Source organism: Bacillus sp. FSL L8-0654, assembly GCF_038629965.1.
Lineage (GTDB): Bacteria > Bacillota > Bacilli > Bacillales > Bacillaceae > Bacillus > Bacillus safensis.
This window is the reverse complement of record NZ_CP152026.1, coordinates 2,520,560-2,540,228: the sequence shown is the minus strand read 5'-3', so window position 1 is coordinate 2,540,228 and position 19,669 is coordinate 2,520,560. Positions and strand designations below refer to the sequence as shown.

21 protein-coding genes, 1 tRNA gene, 1 pseudogene and 1 other annotated feature are annotated in these 19,669 nt (G+C 40.5%); of the genes and pseudogenes, 18 read left to right on the top strand and 5 right to left on the bottom strand.

The annotated features are described in order from the left end of the window. Window positions 1-9: 9 nt before the first annotated feature. The gene (locus MHH65_RS13105; protein WP_024427166.1) at window positions 10-1,140 is read right to left on the bottom strand and encodes a PrpF domain-containing protein; all 1,131 of its coding nucleotides are present in this window, start codon (window positions 1,138-1,140) and stop codon (window positions 10-12) included. Between the two features lie 135 nt (window positions 1,141-1,275). Between MHH65_RS13105 and MHH65_RS13100 the strand changes: the two genes are divergently transcribed. The 10 genes from MHH65_RS13100 (at window position 1,276) to MHH65_RS13055 (ending at window position 8,842) form a co-directional block, all read left to right on the top strand. After that, on the top strand, window positions 1,276-2,136 hold the full coding sequence (locus tag MHH65_RS13100) for a LysR family transcriptional regulator (RefSeq protein ID WP_024423208.1): 861 nt from the start codon (window positions 1,276-1,278) through the stop codon (window positions 2,134-2,136). A gap of 153 nt (window positions 2,137-2,289) precedes the next feature. After that, entirely contained in the window at window positions 2,290-3,606 is a 1,317-nt protein-coding gene (locus tag MHH65_RS13095) for a citrate:proton symporter (protein ID WP_024423207.1), read from the top strand. Window positions 3,607-3,811: 205 nt separating this feature from the next. After that, complete coding sequence (gerE, locus tag MHH65_RS13090; protein WP_003184172.1) at window positions 3,812-4,036, top strand: spore germination transcription factor GerE; 225 nt, start codon at window positions 3,812-3,814, stop codon at window positions 4,034-4,036. A gap of 149 nt (window positions 4,037-4,185) precedes the next feature. After that, window positions 4,186-4,626: a MarR family transcriptional regulator gene (locus tag MHH65_RS13085; RefSeq protein ID WP_024423206.1), complete on the top strand. Its 441-nt coding sequence runs from the start codon at window positions 4,186-4,188 to the stop codon at window positions 4,624-4,626. A gap of 10 nt (window positions 4,627-4,636) precedes the next feature. Beyond that, window positions 4,637-5,452: a glutamate racemase gene (gene racE / locus MHH65_RS13080; RefSeq protein ID WP_326355684.1), complete on the top strand. Its 816-nt coding sequence runs from the start codon at window positions 4,637-4,639 to the stop codon at window positions 5,450-5,452. A 102-nt stretch (window positions 5,453-5,554) separates the two neighbouring features. Then, complete coding sequence (locus MHH65_RS13075) at window positions 5,555-6,616, top strand: GerMN domain-containing protein (RefSeq protein WP_268414135.1); 1,062 nt, start codon at window positions 5,555-5,557, stop codon at window positions 6,614-6,616. Window positions 6,617-6,767: 151 nt separating this feature from the next. Further along, window positions 6,768-7,496 carry a ribonuclease PH gene (rph, locus tag MHH65_RS13070; protein WP_065214560.1) on the top strand — a complete coding sequence of 243 codons (729 nt, stop codon included), beginning with the start codon at window positions 6,768-6,770 and terminating at the stop codon, window positions 7,494-7,496. A 10-nt stretch (window positions 7,497-7,506) separates the two neighbouring features. Then, window positions 7,507-8,109 carry an XTP/dITP diphosphatase gene (locus tag MHH65_RS13065; RefSeq protein ID WP_155889690.1) on the top strand — a complete coding sequence of 201 codons (603 nt, stop codon included), beginning with the start codon at window positions 7,507-7,509 and terminating at the stop codon, window positions 8,107-8,109. 14 nt (window positions 8,110-8,123) lie between these two features. Next, window positions 8,124-8,648, top strand: coding sequence for a metallophosphoesterase (locus MHH65_RS13060; RefSeq protein WP_024427164.1), 525 nt, complete (start codon window positions 8,124-8,126; stop codon window positions 8,646-8,648). Window positions 8,649-8,768: 120 nt separating this feature from the next. After that, window positions 8,769-8,842, top strand: a tRNA-Arg gene (locus tag MHH65_RS13055). A gap of 326 nt (window positions 8,843-9,168) precedes the next feature. Here the strand turns inward: MHH65_RS13055 and MHH65_RS13050 are convergent. The 3 genes and pseudogenes from MHH65_RS13050 to MHH65_RS13040 all read right to left on the bottom strand — a co-directional run bounded on the left by MHH65_RS13050 (window position 9,169) and on the right by MHH65_RS13040 (window position 10,298). Then, the gene (locus MHH65_RS13050) at window positions 9,169-9,507 is read right to left on the bottom strand and encodes a hypothetical protein (RefSeq protein ID WP_268414133.1); all 339 of its coding nucleotides are present in this window, start codon (window positions 9,505-9,507) and stop codon (window positions 9,169-9,171) included. 21 nt (window positions 9,508-9,528) lie between these two features. Further along, window positions 9,529-10,218, bottom strand: a pseudogene (locus MHH65_RS13045) (polymorphic toxin type 50 domain-containing protein); the annotation flags it as partial. Continuing rightward, window positions 10,158-10,298 (bottom strand): hypothetical protein, encoded by a 141-nt coding sequence (locus tag MHH65_RS13040; RefSeq protein ID WP_080769767.1) that lies wholly within the window; start codon window positions 10,296-10,298, stop codon window positions 10,158-10,160. The gene MHH65_RS13040 and the pseudogene MHH65_RS13045, both read right to left, overlap by 61 nt. Before the next feature lie 225 nt (window positions 10,299-10,523). Between MHH65_RS13040 and MHH65_RS13035 the strand changes: the two genes are divergently transcribed. The 7 genes from MHH65_RS13035 (at window position 10,524) to MHH65_RS13005 (ending at window position 16,789) form a co-directional block, all read left to right on the top strand. Beyond that, complete coding sequence (locus MHH65_RS13035) at window positions 10,524-11,747, top strand: DUF1668 domain-containing protein (RefSeq protein WP_268414130.1); 1,224 nt, start codon at window positions 10,524-10,526, stop codon at window positions 11,745-11,747. Between the two features lie 252 nt (window positions 11,748-11,999). After that, on the top strand, window positions 12,000-12,149 hold the full coding sequence (locus MHH65_RS13030; protein ID WP_024427820.1) for a teichoic acid D-Ala incorporation-associated protein DltX: 150 nt from the start codon (window positions 12,000-12,002) through the stop codon (window positions 12,147-12,149). 14 nt (window positions 12,150-12,163) lie between these two features. Next, window positions 12,164-13,669: a D-alanine--poly(phosphoribitol) ligase subunit DltA gene (gene dltA / locus MHH65_RS13025; RefSeq protein WP_268414129.1), complete on the top strand. Its 1,506-nt coding sequence runs from the start codon at window positions 12,164-12,166 to the stop codon at window positions 13,667-13,669. Next, window positions 13,666-14,850, top strand: coding sequence for a D-alanyl-lipoteichoic acid biosynthesis protein DltB (dltB, locus tag MHH65_RS13020; protein ID WP_046311973.1), 1,185 nt, complete (start codon window positions 13,666-13,668; stop codon window positions 14,848-14,850). Before dltA ends, dltB begins: the two co-directional genes overlap by 4 nt. 21 nt (window positions 14,851-14,871) lie before the next feature. Then, window positions 14,872-15,108 (top strand): D-alanine--poly(phosphoribitol) ligase subunit 2, encoded by a 237-nt coding sequence (gene dltC, locus MHH65_RS13015; RefSeq protein WP_024423191.1) that lies wholly within the window; start codon window positions 14,872-14,874, stop codon window positions 15,106-15,108. Then, the gene (dltD, locus tag MHH65_RS13010) at window positions 15,108-16,274 is read left to right on the top strand and encodes a D-alanyl-lipoteichoic acid biosynthesis protein DltD (RefSeq protein ID WP_268414128.1); all 1,167 of its coding nucleotides are present in this window, start codon (window positions 15,108-15,110) and stop codon (window positions 16,272-16,274) included. Before dltC ends, dltD begins: the two co-directional genes overlap by 1 nt. Before the next feature lie 95 nt (window positions 16,275-16,369). Continuing rightward, a complete protein-coding gene (locus MHH65_RS13005; RefSeq protein ID WP_024423190.1) occupies window positions 16,370-16,789 on the top strand; it encodes a YkvA family protein in 420 nt (139 codons plus the stop codon). Between the two features lie 228 nt (window positions 16,790-17,017). Here the strand turns inward: MHH65_RS13005 and MHH65_RS13000 are convergent, their stop codons facing one another. Further along, window positions 17,018-18,061 (bottom strand): lactonase family protein, encoded by a 1,044-nt coding sequence (locus MHH65_RS13000; RefSeq protein ID WP_268414572.1) that lies wholly within the window; start codon window positions 18,059-18,061, stop codon window positions 17,018-17,020. A 433-nt stretch (window positions 18,062-18,494) separates the two neighbouring features. Between MHH65_RS13000 and ilvE the strand changes: the two genes are divergently transcribed. Next, complete coding sequence (gene ilvE / locus MHH65_RS12995) at window positions 18,495-19,409, top strand: branched-chain-amino-acid transaminase (protein ID WP_024427825.1); 915 nt, start codon at window positions 18,495-18,497, stop codon at window positions 19,407-19,409. Window positions 19,410-19,417: 8 nt separating this feature from the next. After that, window positions 19,418-19,664: a binding site (T-box leader), on the top strand. Window positions 19,665-19,669 lie beyond the last annotated feature (5 nt).

The window sequence follows — 19,669 nt, the reverse complement described above, 5'->3', positions numbered from 1 at the left end:
TCGTCTGCTTTAAGCTTCTCTTTTAATATGAGGCTGAATCACATAGTCTTGTTTTGTGAAAACAACTCCGTCTAGAATTTCTCTTGCAGTTCGAATGACTTTGACTCTGTTTTGAGAGATGTCAATTTCCGTTTGCATAATCCCGGCAGGATGCCCAATACGAAGGGTGTCATCTTGACCTTGGAACAGCTGAGAAGGAAGCGTTTCATCCAAGAAACAGCTGGCCGTTACACAGACAGAACCAGTAATGGCAAGTGCTTGGTGTGGCCTTTGCATCGATAGCATACGAACGATGATGTCCATATCTTCTGCTCGTCTCAAGATTCCATTTGTATCTACATAATCAGCAGGCTCGCTGATGAGCGCAAGCTTTGGAACAGCTGGAGACTGTAATGTGGCCATTTCTTTTGGTGCAAAGTGACACATTTCAGCAGCGAGAGAACGAATTTCTTCTAAATCATCCAGTAATTCGTCTGTAAACTCTTCAGGTAATTCAGTTCCTTTTAATTGAATATCTTTCGCGCGAATAAAGGCAATTGGATTTGCAATGTCAACGATCGAGATTGGAATCTCCCCAAACTTTGTTTGAATCGTATCAATTTTGTTTCCAGTCGGATAGGTTTTACCTGTGACAGCTCCTTCAGGTTTCTCAAAGGATAAATAAATGGGAGAACCAGTTCCTTTTACGCCTGGAATTTCTGCCTGTCCTTCAAATTTTACTTCCCCATTTTCAACTTCGACCTCTGCCGTAATGACTTTATTTGTATTGGTATTGAGGATACGTACAGTCGTAATGGGCTCAACTGCTTGAACAAGTCCTTTAATGATCGCATATGGTCCAACGGCTGATGAGATGTTCCCGCAGTTTCCTTTAAAGTCGACATATCTCTCATTAATACTGACCTGTGCAAATGTATAGTTCACATCCACATCCGGGCGTGTGGCTTTATCGATAATGGCCACTTTACTTGTTAAAGAATTACCGCCGCCGATCCCATCGACCTGCAGCCGGTCAGGACTGCCCATAATGTCTAATAGAAATGCCTCGAGCTCATCGTGTTCATATGGTGCATTGTCAGCGTGAATGAATACTCCTTTGCTTGTACCGCCTCGCATGATTGTGATTGGAACTTTTCTCATGACTCTCACCCTCAATTTTTAATTAACTGTTTATCTAACCAAAATGGTAAAGTATAATAAGAAATAAGTTAAATACATTATTTTAAGAGAAATCAATAAAAATATTTTATAATTAGTAAAAAAGGAGGGCATACAATGGATGAAAAAGATTGGCGGTTTTTAAAGGTACTTTATGAAGAAAAGAACATCACAAAAGCGGCAGAAAAATTATTTGTCTCTCAGCCTGCCTTAAGCTATCGATTGAAACAGCTTGAAGAGGAGTTTGATATGAAACTTTTCTTTAAAAGAAAACGAGGAATTGAATTTACATCAGAGGGCGAATACTTGGCTAAATACGCAAATGACATGCTCAAACAGCTGCAGCAAACGAAAGATGGCATGCTCAATATGCAAAAAAAGGTCAAAGGAACGATCCGGTTAGGGGTCTCAAGTAACTTTGCCCAGTATAAACTGCCAGAAATATTAAAAGAATTTTCTAAGCAGTATCCACATGTTCAATTTATGGTCAACACAGGCTGGAGCACAAAGGTAATGGATTTATTAGGAACATCAAGTGTGCATTTAGGAATTTTAAGAGGTGATTATGACTGGAATGGAGAGCGTTTTTTGCTCGATAAAGAGCGTCTTTGCATTATTTCAAAATCAGAAATTCAGCTAAAGGATCTCCCGAATCTGCCGCTCATTGACTATCATACAGACAGTTCATTAAAACGGCTGATTAACAGATGGTGGCAGGAAACATTCACAATGCCTCCGCTTGTCACGATGGAGACAGACCGTCAGGATACATCAAAAGAGATGGTGAAGCATGGTTTAGGCTATGCCATTGTCCCAGAAATTTGCCTCAGACCAAGTGATGAGTTATTTGTAAAAGGACTTTCGTATAAAGATGGACAGCCTGTTTTAAGAGATACATGGCTCATGTACCAGCCAGACTCACTTCATTTGTCTGTGGTGAAAGCGTTCATTGAGTTTTTAAGAAATCAGCAAGGTTGATTATAAAAGAAATTTATTGAATATACGAAAAAATCAATATTTTCATTATAAAAAAAGCTATTATATCCTTGAAATAGAAAGCGCTAACATATAGATCGCAAGTGCAAGGGGGCGCTTGCAGATCATGTAAAGAAGAGGATGGAGGGATATAAAGTGCTAGCTATTTTAGGGATCTTGATGGTCTTGACATTTACATTTCTCATTATGACAAAACGTATGCATCCGGTGGTGGCTCTAACCGTTGTACCTATCATATTTGCATTGATCGGCGGCTTTAACAAAGGGTTAGGGGACATGATGCTTGATGGACTGAAAACTGTTGCACCATCAGCTGCTTTATTGTTATTTGCGATTTTATTCTTCGGTGTCATGCTGGATGCTGGATTGTTTGATCCTCTGATTAAACTCATTCTACGTATTGTAAAAGGTGATCCTGTCAAAATTGCTTTTGGGGTAGCGATTTTGTCTATGCTTGTTGCATTAGATGGTGATGGAACAACAACGTACATGATTACCGTATCAGCTATGCTGCCACTTTTCTTAAGAATTGGGATGAACCCATTAATTTTAGGAACAATTTCATTATTATCATTAGGAATTATGAGCGGAATGACGCCATGGGGCGGTCCAGCTACTCGTGCAATCGCGGCGCTTGGATTAGATGCAGGCGAATTTTTCATTCCATTACTCCCAACGATGGTTGGAGGCGGTCTTTTTATACTTTTTACTGCTTATGTACTTGGGAAAAAAGAAAGAAAACGGATTGGGATTGCAGAGATTCAGTACAAAGAAGAGCCGTCTATTTCTCCTGAATTGGCTGCGTCAATTGAAGATGGAGTAGCCGATATCAAGAGACCGAATCTGATTTGGATTAACTTCTTCCTTACAGTTGCTGTCATGGTCACACTCGTCATGGATATCATCCCAATTCCTGTACTCTTCTTAATTGGATTTGTCATCGCTCTGATGATCAACTATCCAAAGGTTGAAGATCAGCGCGAGCGAATTTTATCTCATGCAGGAAACGCATTAACGGTTATCACACTTGTATTTGCCGCAGGGATTTTCACAGGGATTTTTTCTGGAACAAAAATGGTTGAGTCCATTGCCAATTTGGTCATTTACATGATTCCGGATTCCTACAGCTCATTTTTCCCGCTGATTGTTGCTTTGACGAGTATGCCATTTACATTTGTGCTCTCAAACGATGCTTACTATTTCGGAGTGCTGCCAATCCTGGCTGAAGCCGGCGCAGCTTATGGGATTGATCCGGTGGAAATTGCACGTGCCTCTATCATAGGGCAGCCTGTTCACTTACTGAGTCCGCTTGTAGCTTCAACACTGCTGCTTGTCAGTATGCTGAACAAAGATATTGGTGATTTGCAAAAATATGCACTGCTATGGACCGTGTTAACTGCCCTTTTTACAACACTTATTGCATTGTTAACAGGCGCCATTTCAATCTTTTAAATACCACGCAAAAAAGGACGATGTCTCGGGGAGGAGACTCGTCCTTTTTTGCGTGGATGAAAGCGCAGAATTTGGACGCTGATATGCGGGATTTCTTGATTTTAACGTCACCTACCTCAGGCACCCGGCATATGATATCTCGACTATACAGAATCCCATTCTATAGAGACTAGAGCTCTCACCTTAGCAAGGAGGGTTACAATACTTGAAGGAGAAAGAGTTTCAATCCAAGCCGCTATTAACCAAAAGAGAAAGAGAAGTATTCGAATTGCTCGTCCAAGATAAAACAACAAAAGAAATTGCAAGCGAGCTTTTTATTAGCGAAAAGACTGTTCGAAATCATATTTCGAATGCCATGCAAAAGCTAGGAGTCAAAGGCCGTTCACAGGCCGTAGTCGAGCTTCTGCGTATGGGTGAGCTAGAGCTCTAAAGTCAGCCGGTTTTCCTTCCATATTGGGGAGGAACCGGTTATTTCTATATGGTTTCCATGAGTCTCTTCTTGCATTTTCTTTAAAAAACGAGGAAAATAGACATATACGTTTTAATCAAAGTGAGATGCTATAGTGAGGTATCAATAAAATGGAAACGAATGAATCAGGCCATGTTGCAGAGATTGAAAAATCATTACGCCACATTGCCGCAATTATTAAGCAAAAAGGCAGAGAAATCCTCAATCAATATACGATTACACCTCCACAATTCATCGGGCTTCAGTGGCTTTATGAATTCGGAGATATGACAATAGGTGAGCTGTCACAAAAGATGTACTTGGCTTGCAGCACAACCACTGATTTAATTGATAGAATGGAAAAAAGTGAACTTGTCGAACGGGTGAAAGATCCATCTGACCGCCGCGTGGTTCGCATTCATTTATTGCCTGAAGGCGAGCGGATCATTCAAGAAGTGATTGCTAAACGCCAAGAATACGTCAGTGAACTTCTAGGGGCTTTCTCAGAAGAAGAAGCCATCGTTTTCAACCAATCCTTAACGAAACTACAGCAGCAAATGAAAAGAAAATGAGGCGATTTTGTTGGATCAACCAATCGGCGTCATTGATTCCGGCGTCGGCGGTTTAACCGTTGCAAAGGAAATCATGAGACAACTGCCAAAAGAAAAAATCATTTATGTAGGCGATACAAAACGATGTCCATATGGCCCGCGGAAAGAAGAAGAAGTTCTTCAATATACGTGGGAAATGGCACACTACTTACTAAAACACCACCATATTAAAATGCTCGTCATTGCATGCAACACAGCAACGGCGATCGCACTGGATGAAATTAAAGCAACGCTTGATATTCCGGTTATTGGCGTCATTCAGCCTGGTGCCCGTACAGCGATCAAGGTGACAAACAACCAGCATATTGGCGTTATTGGCACTATCAATACGATCAAAAGCGAGGCATACAAAGAAGCGCTGCTGTCACTAAAAGCAGGTCTAACGGTTCAAAGTTTGGCGTGTCCGCTCCTTGTCCCATTTGTGGAAAGCGGTACGTTTTTAGATCAGACAGCAGAGGCAGTGGTGAAAGATTCCCTTGAACCGATGAAGGAAACAGGAATTGATACACTTATACTTGGCTGTACACACTATCCGATTTTAAAAGAGCCGATTCAGCGCTTTATGGGCAGTGATGTCAGCATCATTTCATCAGGGGATGAGACAGCGAGAGAAGCGAGTACGATTCTTTCATATAAAGGGCTGTTAAATACCTCTAAAGAAGCACCTGTCCATACATTTTACACAACAGGGCAGAAGCAAAATTTTCAAAACATCGCTCGTGACTGGTTTGGCTACCTGCCAGGGAAGGTCGAAACTGTGTCACTTGAACACATCTACCAGCAATAACCCCCTTCTATTTTGAAGTGGGTTATTTTTTTATGAAAAGGGTCTAATCCTCTGGGGGAGCTCGTATACATAGTAGTACAAACTACTAGAGGAGGGTGAAGTATGCTGAAAAAAGGATCTACAGCAGCTGTTACGTGTATCGCGTCAGCCATGCTTTTGTCAGGATGCGGATTGTTTCAAACAGACCAAGCGAAAACAGAGATTGACCCACCACAAAACGTCACATATGTGAAAGAAAATAAAGAAGATAAACAAACAGCCAAAGAAGGAAAAGAAGAGAAGCAGGCAGATACGGTCATGAGAGAATTATATTTAATAGATAAAAACGGGTATGTCGTATCTCAATCCATTCCATTGCCGAAAAATGAAGGGAGTGCCAAACAAACCCTTGAATATCTCGTGGATGGGGGACCTATTTCGAACTTAATGCCGAATGGATTCAGAGCAGTTTTGCCAGCGGATACGAGCGTATCTGTTGATATTAAAGACGGAACGGCGGTTGTCGATTTTTCAAATGAATTTAAAAACTATAAAAAAGAAGACGAGCAGCGCATTTTGCAATCTGTTACTTGGACGTTAACACAGTTTGATTCCATAGCCAAAGTCAAATTGAAGATGAATGGACATGAACTAAAAGAAATGCCTGTGAACGGTACACCTATCTCAGATGATTTAAGCAGAGAAGACGGTATTAATATCCAGCACGAGGCTGCTGCTGATATGACAGCGACAAAGCCAGTGACGGTTTACTATTTAGCTGAATCTGATGAACAGACGTACTATGTTCCGGTGACCAAAAGAGCGCCAAAAGACGAGGATGATCCGATTACAGCAGCGATTGATGAGCTCGTCTCTGGACCAAGCAAAAAAAGCCATCTACTTACAGACTTCGATCAAGATGTGAAGCTGAATGATGTACCAAAAGTAAAAGATGGCCATGTGACACTTGATTTCAACGAATCCATTTTTGGCAGTGCAGATGAAAAGAAAAAGGTCATTTCACAAAAAGTTCTTGATAGCATTGTGCTCACATTAACCGAGCTGCCGGACGTCAAAAGCGTATCTGTCAAGGTGAACGGCAAGGCTGAGCTTGGGAACGAAAAAGGAGCAGAGCTCACAAAGCCGGTTTCACGACCAGAACAAGTGAATACAGGTAGTTTTTAACGTCACACATTGATATAATGGAGAAAAAGAGGCATGCATATTCGCTGCCTCTTTTTTATTCCAAGCGATTAGAACGAGCTGAGGTTGTCAAAGTTAGTAGGAGAACCCCGCTGGCACTCGCGAGGAATGTATATCGTAACGGAGGTAAAACATGAGATTAGATGAAAGACAATATGACGAATTGAGAAAAATTGAAATAGAGGCAGGCTACATCACGCACCCAGAAGGCTCTGTCTTAATCTCAGCGGGAAATACGAAGGTGATTTGTAACGCATCGATCGAAGACCGCGTACCTCCTTTTTTAAGAGGAGAAGGAAAAGGCTGGATCACAGCAGAATATAGCATGCTTCCAAGAGCAACTGCACAAAGAACGATAAGAGAATCATCTAAAGGAAAAGTCACAGGACGCACTATGGAGATTCAGCGTTTAATTGGACGAGCACTCCGCGCAGTCGTTGACTTAGAAAAGCTTGGCGAACGCACCATTTGGATTGATTGTGATGTCATTCAAGCAGACGGCGGCACACGGACAGCGTCGATCACAGGTGCTTTTGTTGCCATGACACTTGCGATTCAAAAGCTACGAGCTGAAAGAGTTATCAAAGAAAACCCGATTACTGATTATTTAGCGGCGATATCCGTCGGAATTGATTCCCAGCAAGGACTTCTGTTAGATTTAAACTATGAAGAAGATTCGTCTGCTGAAGTAGATATGAATGTCATCATGACAGGCGCTGGTCGCTTTGTTGAACTTCAAGGAACAGGCGAAGAAGCGACATTCTCAAGAGAACAGCTAAACGGACTGCTTGATTTAGCCGAAAAGGGCATCAAAGAATTAATCGAAAAGCAAAAAGCAGTAACAGGAGAAGTCATCGAATAAAGAGAAGGGTTTGATCAGGATGAAAACAGCCATCATTGCAACGCACAATGCGGGCAAAGCGAAAGAATTCAAAGCCATTCTTGAGCCAAAAGGATTCACGGTCAAAACACTAGCAGACATTGGCTTTACTGAAGAAATTGAAGAAACAGGACAAACCTTCGAAGAAAATGCCATCATCAAAGCGGAGGCCATTCAAGCCAAAGCAGGTGAAATGGTCATTGCAGACGATTCCGGTCTGTCGATTGATTATCTGGGCGGAAAACCTGGCGTGTATTCAGCGAGATACGCAGGTGAGCATAAAGACGATGCGGAGAATGTGGAAAAAGTGCTGAGCGAACTTCAAGGCATTGAAAAAGAAGACCGCACAGCCAGATTCAGATGTGCCCTTGCTGTCAGCATACCGGGAAAAGAAACAAAGACGGTAGAAGGATCAGTAGAAGGCTTCATCGCTGAAAAACCTATCGGCGAACATGGCTTCGGATACGACCCAATTTTCATCGTTAAAGACAAAGACCAGACGATGGCCGAGTTAACACCAGAGGAGAAAAACAAGATCAGCCATCGAGCGGTCGCGCTTCAAAAGCTTTCATCACTGCTAGACGCAAATGAATAAGGGGGAATGAAGCCATGAAGATACTCATCATTAGTGACAGTCATGGACTCACAGACGAACTTCAAACCATTGCCAAACGGCATGCGGCTGAAGTTGACATGATGATTCACTGCGGAGATTCAGAACTCGAAACAAACCACCCAGCACTCGAAGGATACAAAGTCGTCAAAGGAAATTGTGACTTTATGGGCGATTTTGAAGAAGAGCTCCTGCTCCCACTTGATGGAGGCGGAAAACTATTTCTCACTCACGGACATCTGCATGGCATCAAACAATCCTTGCTTCAAGTCTACTACCGTGCAGAAGAGCTGGGCGCAGACATTATCTGCTTTGGCCACTCGCACATCCCAGGCAGTGAACTGCTCAGAGGAAAACTGCTCATTAACCCAGGCAGCGTGCACCTGCCAAGAGTGCGAAAAGAGCGCAGCTATGCTATACTGACACTAGATGGAAGCGAAGCAAACGTACAGTTTTTCACGGACGAAGGTCAGGTCATACAAGACCTCGAAAACACTGTCACATTGGAAGGTATTTCATAAGGGTGCAGCATTTGCCCCTTATGAAAAAACTTTCGAAAAACCGTTGACTTTAAAGAACAATAGTAATATAATAAATCTTGTCGCTGAGGTAATACACCACAGCACACTACATAACAACATGTCCCAGTAGCTCAGCAGGATAGAGCAACGGCCTTCTAAGCCGTCGGTCGGGAGTTCGAATCTCTCCTGGGACGTACTAAATTAAAAGCCTGAAACCCTTTATTATCAAGGATTTCAGGCTTTTTTGTTTTTTAGAACATAAGTTCGTAACTCACTTCAAAATAGGGTTTTGGGAGCGGATTTATTTTTAGGTATTTCTGTTCTCTGTTTTTGTATCAAAGAAGCTATCAAAATGGGTGACTGATTTCTGATCAGCTTCTTCAATGACTATGAACGTAAATGGATCAAAATCAAAAATGTATAAATTGAAAAATAGAATTATATTTGAAGGTTAGCGACTAGATATATTTAAAACAGAAATAAATGAAAAGCCCTTCTAATTTGAAGGGGCTTTTCTTAGTTATTCATCACTGTCCAATTCCCATATTTTTGGGCCATCTGCTATATAAACTGCACTTGGTGTATCTTCATAAAGAGAAATCTCAAACAAAGTGTTTCCCTCAATTAACCAAGTATATAAACTGTCTTTTTCATGATTAAGGGGAGGAGATAAAATCTTATTTACTTGAAAGACTGTAGCGTAATAATCTTTATAATTGATGTCATTATCTTCTAGACCGTTATCAGTTTCAAAAAATGTATCAGTTCTCCCGATTAGCCTTAATCCATTTTCATATTCCAATTTAAGGTCTCTATTTTTGTATTTTGATAATGTTTTAAATAAAGAATCAGGTTCCATGTCAATCCTCTTTTCTCATATTTAGGATGGTTGTGAAGGCACGATGTGAGCGCCGTTTTTACTATAATGTATAATGCCCCTTGTAGTCTCTTCATACTTATTGGTCTCTGTATTGTAATGCTTTCCTATGACTTGACCAAAATCCACTCTTTCTTTATTTTTTGTTTTTAACATATCACCAGTACCTGCATGTTTATCAAGCAATTTTTGTGCTTTTTTATTATCTCCAAAGAAGATACTCTTTGTTTTACCATTAGCTATCTCCTGTTTATAGTTAGGTGCATCAGGAATATGTTTCTCTTGAGCACCTGGTTTTACTTTTGCCGGGAAACCATTTACTTCACGATACGGACCTTTTGGTACGGAATGTTTGCCGAAGGAAGGTGTTTTGACAATCTTCTTGGCTGCTTTATCTCCTTTCATTATTTTAAATGCGTATTTTCCAACTTTAGCGATTTTAGCTCCTGGTATCATGTACAAGCTTGATACTAGACGGTCCATGTCAGCAACTTTGTCACCTGTGACAGGGTCTCTCCCTGTGATGACTCGAATGGCATCATTTATTCCTGTAAATTCAACCGCTGTATTTAAGATGTTTGAGGTTTGTTCACCCGTTTTCACATCAGAAATTTTTGTGATGCTTTCAATATTCACTTTGTTTTGATCCGATATTCGTAACCGATATAGCATTCCATCTCGAATAACTTCAACTGTTTTGTCTTTTTTAGCGCACTGCTGTACTCTTCAATGACAATCTGAAAGAATTGCAAAAAGGGAATGTGACACTCCATATAAAAATCTTTTATCGCAAAGCCATGGGTTTTTTAAAATTGTTCTCTGATTATAGTCTCAGGCAGTTTCTGATTGAACTTGCTATTTTAAGAGGCTCTCTTTAGTAAGGCCCTTTCTAATGCTTTTTTACTATTAATTTCTCCTTAAAAAGATCAATTATTCTATAAAAATTTAAAAACACTCCGATAATGAAGAAGTAAGATAATGAAAAGGGAGTGTTATTTTTGAAAAAATGGATCGTCATGATGTTACTAGTAATTCTTTCATTCACGCAGTCAATTCAAATGGTACATGCGGCTAAGGATGAGTGGAATCAATTAGCTGATTTGCCAACAGCAAGAGTGGGAGCTGTAGCTAATGCTGTAGATGGGAAAATTTATGTAATTGGTGGGTTTAATGCGGACAAAGAAACGTTAGAATATGATCCATCTATAAATAAATGGACTAAAAAAAATAATATACCAACTGGAAGAGGGGGAGCAGCATCAGTAGTAGTAGGTTCAAAAATTTATGTCCTTGCTGGAAAACATACGGGTTTTACTTATAATAAGTTCGAAGTGTATGATACAAAAAAAGATGAATGGGAAAAACTACCTGATATTCCCTTTATCAGCAAATCAAAAGGCTCTTATAACGTTCAAGCGGGTGTTATTGGAAATAAAATTTATGTACTAGGCGGTAAAGAATTTTTTAGTTATGATCTAACCAGTCAAACATGGAAAGAGGAAGCTCCTCTAAATGTAAAAACAGAGGGTGCAACAGGTTTAGTTTTAAAAGAGAAGTTTTATATCATTGGACAGAACGATAATCGCCAAGTTTTTGAGTATGACACAAACAAAGGAGTTTGGTCATTTAAGAAAAAAAATCTTTCAGGTTATTTAACTGGCGTTACTTATAAAGGAAATATGATATTTCCTGCCTCTTCAACTAGAAAATTAAATATTTATGATGCTAATAAAGAAGAAATTATAGGTGTTGATGTACCTTATCACAATCCTCGTATAGGTGCTTCCTCTGTTATTATTGACGATACTTTATACGTTATTGGCGGTCGAGATTATAATGTGAATTATACAGAGATTGCAGATCAAAACTACAAATCCGTCATCTCTTTATCTTTAAAAGACCTGCAATTCCCAAACAACACAGAAACACCTGGTGACAAAGATCCAGAACCAACCACACCGCCTAAAGACGATGCAACAAATGAAGACGGCGATGCCCTTCTCATCATCACCATGGTCAATGGCTTACAGAAAGAGTATGACCTTTCCATGAAAGAAGTCAACGCCTTCCTATCCTGGTACAAAAAGCGTGATGCCGGAGAAGGACCAGGTTTTTATGAAATTGACGAGCATGACAATAACAAAGGTCCTTTTGAAAGTAAAAAGGATTATGTTGTGTTCAAAAACATTCTCATGTACGAAGTCAATAAATATAAGAAGTAATTAAAATCAAAGCCATCTAGTCCAACTAGGTGGCTTTTGCGTTAGTTCGACAGCTTTCAGCAATTTTAAGGCAAATTTAAGATCGAATTTCATTTCAAATACATTAAATCTTTGTTACAATAAGACAGCTTTGCTCAAAAGAGACGTTCCAAGGTTCGACATTTTTTTAGTATTTCTTAAAAATTTTATGGTTTGATATGAAACTCTTTGAATGAGTCATGCGTCTCTATAAGTGTCAAAAGAAAAGAGGTTATTAATATGCTATTCAAAAAGCTATCAGAAAATAAGTCTGTAAAATGGATAGGATATACAAGCTTTTACTTACTTATTTTGCTATTATTGTTCTTTATTTACGGATTCCACACAGCAAATACGGGATCATTCATTTACAACGATTTTTAATTGGAGATTAAATTATGAAACTATTACAAACGATTCATGAATACCAGCAAACGAAACCAACACAGCCAGCATTTGTTTCTCAACATGCATCGATCACATATGATGAGCTTTGGCATTTATCAGACCAAATGGCTGGTGCGATCGATGCAGTCGCAGCTGGCAGTGAACCTGTCATTGTATACGGTCATATGGAGCCAGAGATGCTGATTTCTTTCTTAGGTAGTGTGAAATCAGGCAGACCATATATTCCGGTCGACATCTCAATACCTGTCGAGCGCATCGTCTCAATTATTGAAAGCTCAAAAGCCAGTCTATTGATTTGTGCAAATGAGCAGAATGTATTAGATGTAGAAGAACACATTGAAGTGAAGAGTGCGGCATCGCTTTTAGCACTTGAAAAAGAAGCACCGCCATCCACGCAGTGGGTTCAACAAGATGATGTTTTCTACATTATTTATACCTCTGGCAGTACAGGAAAACCGAAAGGCGTTCAGGTAACTGCCAATAATTTAGAAAGCTTTACAGATTGGATGTGCCGTGACTTCCCAATTGGTGAGGGACGCACATTCTTAAATCAAGCACCATTTTCTTTTGACTTATCAGTGATGGATCTCTATCCAGCGCTTCAATCAGGCGGCACGCTTTACTGTTTAGTAAAAGATCTCGTCAATAAGCCAAAGGATATGTTTGCAGCACTTGGTCAATCTGACGTTGAAGTGTGGACATCAACACCTTCTTTTGTGCAAATGTGCTTAATGGACCCTTCCTTTACAGGGGAGCTTTTACCTGAGCTAAAAGTTTTCTTGTTCTGCGGTGAGGCGCTTCCTGTAGCTGTAGCAAGTGCACTTCTGGAGCGTTTTCCAAAGGCGCAGGTCTTTAATACGTATGGTCCAACTGAAGCAACTGTTGCGATCACATCGATTGAAGTGACGCAGGCGATTCTTGATCAGCACGATTCTTTACCAGTAGGCTATGCCAAACAGGATACAGACATCGTCATTTTAGATGAAGAAGGCAAGACACTTCCTGATGGTGAAAAAGGCGAAATTGTCATTGTGGGGCCAAGCGTCACAAAAGGCTACTTAGGTGAACAAGCCTTGACAGATAAAGTGTTCTTTGAATACGAAGGACGTCCTGCTTACCGTACAGGTGACGCAGGTGTGGCGCAGGATGGATTAATTACGTGCCATGGCCGTCTCGACTATCAAATTAAACTTCATGGATATCGGATGGAGCTTGAAGAAATTGAGTATCATGTGAGCGAGACAACCTATGTCAATGCTTGTGTGATTGTGCCATTCCAGCCAAACGGTCATGTCGAGTACTTGATTGCAGCGATTGTTCCAGCAGCTCATTCATTTGAAAAAGAGTATCAGCTGACAAGTGCGATTAAGAAGGAAATGGCGGATTCACTTCCAGCGTACATGATTCCAAGAAAATTTGTTTATCTTGAGCAGCTGTACATGACGCCAAACGGGAAGGTTGACCGTAAGAGAATCGCGAAAGAGGTTCTTCTATGATTCCGTTTAGTTCATTCTTTTTCTTCATTCTAATTGGTATTCTTCTTTTGCCGACGATCATTCTTGGTCTTCGCGGCAAAAGAATGCAGGGCTACAACATGTTTGCAACGGTGGTGGCGCTGGCACTTATTTTCTCAAAGGATGCTCATGGCGCGTTGCTGCTCTTCTTGTTCACGGTGTGGCAAGTCTTCATCATCCGCCTGTACCTTGCATATCGGTTAAAGGCGAATCAGGCATCTGTTTTCTATGCAGCAGTGGTGGCATCTATTTTGCCGCTTGTGCTGTCAAAGATTTTACCGTTCTTTTTAACTCATCAGCCGCACCAGCCGGCGCCAATGAACTGGCTGAGCTTTTTGGGGATCTCATACTTAACATTTAAAGGTGTTCAGTTAATTATTGAGACAAGAGACGGCTTGATTAAGAAGAAAATTCCGATTCACCGTTTGGTCTATTTCATTGTCTTTTTCCCGACGATTTCATCAGGTCCGATTGACCGTTACCGCCGATTTGAAAAGGATATGGATACGCCGCCTGAAAAGGAAGCATACAGTGATCTTCTATATGCCGGTATTCATAAAATTTTTATTGGCTTCTTATATAAGTTCATTATTGGCTATCTGATTCACACATATATTCTGATGAATATCCATCACATTAGCAGCAGTCACTTTGTTCAGCAGTTAACATATATGTATGCTTACAGCATGTATTTGTTCTTTGACTTTGCTGGATATACAGCATTTGCTGTAGGTGTGAGTTATATAATGGGCATTAAATCACCAGAGAACTTTAATAAACCGTTTATCAGCCGAAACATTAAAGACTTCTGGAATCGCTGGCACATGTCCCTGTCCTTCTGGTTCAGAGACTACGTGTTTATGAGATTTGTGTTCTTTATGACTAAAAAGAAGTGGATCAAGAACCGAATGGCTGTATCAAATATTGGGTACTTTGTCCTCTTTCTATTGATGGGTGCTTGGCATGGTCTTGCCCTTCAATATATTATTTACGGACTATATCATGCAGTTGTCATGTCCGGTTACAATTTATTTGAGAAATGGAATAAAAAGCACAAGTGGTGGCCGGATAATAAGGTCACAATGGTTGTGTCGATCATTATTACATTCCATGTGATTTGTTTCGGATTTTATATTTTTTCAGGAAAACCATTTCATCATTAATGATTAAGGGAGTAGAAAATTATGGAATTTAAAAATCAAGTATACGGTATTATTGCAGAGGTTTGTCAGGATGACGTTGTGAAAGAAAATCCAGAGATTGCGATTTTTGAAGAAGGTCTTCTTGATTCATTTGGTACAGTAGAACTGCTTATGGCAATTGAAAGTCAACTCGGAATCACTGTTCCGATTACAGAATTCGATCGTGATGTGTGGGATACGCCGAATCATATTGCTGAGCAGCTGGCAGAGATGAAGTAATGAAAAAGCGTTTTTTTGGGCCGCTTATTTTAGCGGCTGTTCTATTCATTGGTGTTCTTCTTGTACCAAATGCATGGCTCTCACACCTGATCCCAAAAGACAAATTACCAAAGTCAGCCACAGAATTAGATCCAGGGATGTTTCAAGGGCTCTATTTACAAGATGAAATGCTAAAAGATCCAACTTATTTGCCGATCTATGGATCTTCTGAACTATCACGTTTTGATCCATATCACCCTTCGAATTTCTTTCATGAGAATCCTCAAGGGTTTACACCTTATCTTATTGGAAAAGGTGGATCGCAATCATTAATTCATGCGATGAACTTCGCAGCGCATATGGATGAATTAAAAGGGAAGAAGCTTGTATTTATCGTGTCTCCGCAGTGGTTTGTGAAATGGGGATCTGACGAGAATCACTTTGCACCTAACTATTCAGCGCTTCAAGCGCTTAATCTCGCCTATAATAAAGAAATTGATCCAACTGTGAAAAAAGAACTGATTAAAAGAATCATGAAGTTTAAAGCAGTCAAAAACGACATGGTGATTACAGAGCTTTTTAAAGCAGAGCTATCTGGGAACAAGTTCGCTTATGGCGCGATTTCTCCTATTGCGAAAATGTATTATGGTATGCTTCAAAAGAAAGACATGTACTATACGATTGGATCGGGGCATGAGCGCAAGCTTCAACCGTCTCCTTCAGTCAAAGGAAAAACATGGGCTGAGCTTGAAAAAGAAGCGAGCATTTTTGGTGCGAAAAGAGCAGGGGACAACCCGTTTTATATTAACCAAAAACTGTTTGACCACAAGCTGAAACCGATCATGAAAAAGATGAAGGATTCTCGTGAAGGTCATTCTTATGCCGAATCACCAGAATACAAAGATTTTCAAATCATGCTGGATATTTTAAAACAGGCAGGGGCGAAGCCTTTGTTTGTGACGATTCCTGTCAACGGAAAGTGGTATGATTACACCGGTTTTCCGAAAGAAGGCCGTACAGGTTATTATGAAAAAATCAATCGTCAAATTCGAGATAATGGGTATGAAGTCGCGGATTTGACTAAGCATGAGTACGATCCATATTTCTTTAAAGATACGATTCATGTGTCTTATAAAGGATGGGTGTACATCGATAAGGCAATTGAAAAGTTTTACAAAGAGCAGTAGAATGCAGCAGCTTTCTGCTGCTTTTTGTTTGTCGAATCAGCGGATATCTTGTATAACTGAGGGAAAAGGGCTATGCTGTAGATGGAGGCGATATGATGAATCGTTCTGAGAAAAAAGAACTATTAAAGCGTTCAAAGAAGCATTTTAATGATCATGCCTTTTGGGAAAAGTTAAAAAAGACGGCACAAAAAGCTGGTGTCTCTCTTGTCTATGCTGTGCTATTACTTTACTATACATTGCAAAAACCCGAAGTGCCGGTCAAAGCAAAGACCTTGATTATTGGAGCACTCGGCTATTTTATCCTTCCGCTTGATCTCATTCCGGATACATTGATTGGTGTCGGCTACACAGATGATTTAGGAGCCATCACATTTGCTCTGCTTCAAGTAGCAATGTACATTGATGATGATGTGAAAGGGAAAGCAAAAGACAGGCTGTCAAAATGGTTCGGTGAAAAAACGGATACGTCTCTGATTGATCAAAAGCTTGAGGATGGCGGTATGCCGTCTGTATAAAGAAAAGCCTCCGTTATTGGAGGCTTTAGCGTGTAGACAAACCCTCGCATTCGTTGTCAGGTCTGCGCTCCAGTGCTCACGAATGTTTCAATTCGCTCCGCTCCGGTGCTCGTCCTTCCTAGACTGCAAAGGTTTTCTATCACGCTGAAAAGAAGACAAAGGGCTAAAATGTTTTTCATTTTAGCCCTTTGTCAACAATCTGAAGCCTCCGTTATTGGAGGCTTTTCTTTACCCTAAAAATTTCACGCAAACTGGATGAGGGACGGTAATGTCTGATTGTAAGACAGTGAGTCGTCCTGTTTCTTTGTCGCGTTTGTATAACACAAGATTGCTAGATTCTTGGTTTGAACCGACGAGGAATTCTTCTGTTGGATCAAGCACAAAATCTCTAGGCCAGTTTCCTTCAGAAGAAGCAATCTCGACAAGGCTTAATTGGCCGTCAGCGTCTGTTTTAAAAATCGCAATGCTGTCATGACCGCGATTTCCTGCATAAACAAATTGTCCGTCTGAAGAGACATGAATGGCACTGCCTTGATTGTTCTCTGTAAAATCGCTTGGAATGGTCGCGATTGTTTGGATCTCTTCAAAATGACCATCTTCAAAGTAACGAAGCACAATGACCTCGGAGCTTAGCTCTGTCATTACATATGCCACAGGTTTCGTTGGGTGGAATGTGATATGACGAGGTCCGCTGCCTGGCTTTGTTTCAAATGTATGAGCAAGCTCAAGTTTGCGGTCTTCTTTCTTATACGTATAAATTCCATCTGTTCCAAGGTCAACAGCCACTGCAAATTGTTCATCTGGCGTGAGACCCATAAAGTGAGTGTGCGGTTTTTCCTGACGATCTTCGTTAGGGCCAGTTCCTTCATGCTGCGCCTGTGAGAGCGTGCGGATCACTGAGCCAGTTTCAGCATCGATTTCATACATCTCTGCTGTCCCTTTATGATAATTCGCTGTATACGCCGTTTTCGTTTGACTGTCCACGCTGACGTGGCAAGGAGAAGCTCCATCGGCAAGCTCTTGGTTGATGAAGTGAAGTCTGCCTGTCGTTGAATCAATTTGATACGCAGCAAGGCCGCCCTGTGAGCCCTTTTTCACAACAGCATAAACAAACTTTTGATCCTCTGACACGGTTAAATATGTAGGATTTTCAAGTTCAGCAGCGACTTCTACTTGCTCAATCTGCTGCTTGTCCGTATTTAATGTAAACGTATAAACACCTTTACTGTCTCCCTTTGTATACGTACCAATATAACCTCTGATGTTAGCCATGTATTGCCCTCCTTCTATTAGATGCTCTCATTCTATCATAAATTCATAGGAAAACGCTTTAGAAAGGCATGTCAAAAGAAAAAACGAAGTCATTGAAATCTCACAATATTCATCAAAAATCATGTGAAAAAATATCACAAAAGTTTTCTCAAAAGAAAAGCGTTCATGTAAAGTAAATAAATTGAAGAAAAAATACAAAAAATTTTAAGTTTTTTCATTCCTTGTCTAGCAAAGGTGTAAGCGTATACATTTAATTTTGATTAGTCTAAATTGTCTAATAATTTTAAAAATGCTGTTGACACTGTATGGAAAGCGGCGTAAGATGGGTTCAACAAAAGCTAAACAAACACGCAGTGCAAGCGAGAGACACTTCAATATAAAGTGTCTGAAAATTCAACTACTTTTTGTTTGAAAGAGAGGGTGCTCACTGAAAATGGAAGACCAAAAGGAACAGTGGATCTTTTTAAACGATGAACTCGTGAAAAAAGAGGATGCGAAAATTTCAGTTTACGATCATGGCTTCTTATATGGCGACGGTGTTTTCGAAGGGATTCGCGTGTATAACGGAAATATCTTTCGAATGAAAGAACATTTAGACCGCCTGTATGATTCCGCTAGATCCATTATGCTGAACATTCCATATTCACTTGAGGAACTCACGGAAAAAATGATTCATACAGTTGAAAGGAACGGCTTAAAGGATGCCTATATCCGCCTTGTCGTCTCAAGAGGAGCAGGTGATCTTGGATTAGATCCTAACAACTGCGGGAGAGCCAATACAGTGATCATTGTAGAGCCGCTGGCCATTTTTCCAAAGCACCTATATGAAACGGGTATTGATATTGTGACGGTTCCAACAAGACGAAATCGTCCAGATGTCCTTAGCCCAAAAGTGAAATCATTAAATTATTTGAATAACATTCTTGTCCGAATCGAAGCCCATATGGCCGGTGTGAGTGAAGCGCTGATGCTCAACGATCAAGGGTACGTGGCGGAAGGTTCTGCAGACAACGTGTTTATTTATAAAAAAGGCAAGCTTTATACACCGCCAGGTTATATCGGCGCACTTGAAGGCATCACAAGAAATGCCATCATGGAGATTGCAGAAGACTTAGGCTACGAAGTGAAAGAAGAACCATTCACAAGACATGATGTGTATACAGCTGAAGAAGTATTTCTAACAGGAACCGCAGCCGAAGTCATCGCCGTTGTAAAAGTTGACGGCCGTACAATCGGTGAAGGAAAACCTGGGTTCCACACAAACAAACTTCTTGAACAATTCCGTAAGCGAGTAGTTGAAGAGGGAGAAAAAGTCGTTTTTGCAGATGAAAACATTCATGCAAGTTAAATAGATATCGATAAACGTTGAAGAGGACTAGTAGCTTTAGAGTCAGTATCTACAGAGAGCCGGTGCTAGCTGGAAACCGGTGTTACTTTCTAAAGTGAACTCACCTCTGAGTGTCTGCTTGAAATGATAGTAGGGCAGGCCGAGTGACATTGCTCACTCGTTACCAAAATGGACGAAAGATGTCCATGAGACGGCAGCAGGGTTTGCCGTGAACAAGGGTGGTACCGCGAAAAACAAAGCTTTTTCGCCCCTTTGACCTA

Bases quoted from the DNA above. Each gene is read 5' to 3' on its own strand.
- MHH65_RS13105 (WP_024427166.1), bottom strand. From the start codon at position 1,140: ATGAGAAAAGTTCCAATCACAATCATGCGAGGCGGTACAAGCAAAGGA.
- MHH65_RS13100 (WP_024423208.1), top strand. From the start codon at position 1,276: ATGGATGAAAAAGATTGGCGGTTTTTAAAGGTACTTTATGAAGAAAAG.
- MHH65_RS13085 (WP_024423206.1), top strand. From the start codon at position 4,186: ATGGAAACGAATGAATCAGGCCATGTTGCAGAGATTGAAAAATCATTA.
- MHH65_RS13075 (WP_268414135.1), top strand. From the start codon at position 5,555: ATGCTGAAAAAAGGATCTACAGCAGCTGTTACGTGTATCGCGTCAGCC.
- rph (WP_065214560.1), top strand. From the start codon at position 6,768: ATGAGATTAGATGAAAGACAATATGACGAATTGAGAAAAATTGAAATA.
- MHH65_RS13060 (WP_024427164.1), top strand. From the start codon at position 8,124: ATGAAGATACTCATCATTAGTGACAGTCATGGACTCACAGACGAACTT.
- MHH65_RS13050 (WP_268414133.1), bottom strand. From the start codon at position 9,507: ATGGAACCTGATTCTTTATTTAAAACATTATCAAAATACAAAAATAGA.
- MHH65_RS13040 (WP_080769767.1), bottom strand. From the start codon at position 10,298: ATGGAGTGTCACATTCCCTTTTTGCAATTCTTTCAGATTGTCATTGAA.
- dltA (WP_268414129.1), top strand. From the start codon at position 12,164: ATGAAACTATTACAAACGATTCATGAATACCAGCAAACGAAACCAACA.
- dltB (WP_046311973.1), top strand. From the start codon at position 13,666: ATGATTCCGTTTAGTTCATTCTTTTTCTTCATTCTAATTGGTATTCTT.
- dltC (WP_024423191.1), top strand. From the start codon at position 14,872: ATGGAATTTAAAAATCAAGTATACGGTATTATTGCAGAGGTTTGTCAG.
- dltD (WP_268414128.1), top strand. From the start codon at position 15,108: ATGAAAAAGCGTTTTTTTGGGCCGCTTATTTTAGCGGCTGTTCTATTC.
- MHH65_RS13005 (WP_024423190.1), top strand. From the start codon at position 16,370: ATGAATCGTTCTGAGAAAAAAGAACTATTAAAGCGTTCAAAGAAGCAT.
- MHH65_RS13000 (WP_268414572.1), bottom strand. From the start codon at position 18,061: ATGGCTAACATCAGAGGTTATATTGGTACGTATACAAAGGGAGACAGT.
- ilvE (WP_024427825.1), top strand. From the start codon at position 18,495: ATGGAAGACCAAAAGGAACAGTGGATCTTTTTAAACGATGAACTCGTG.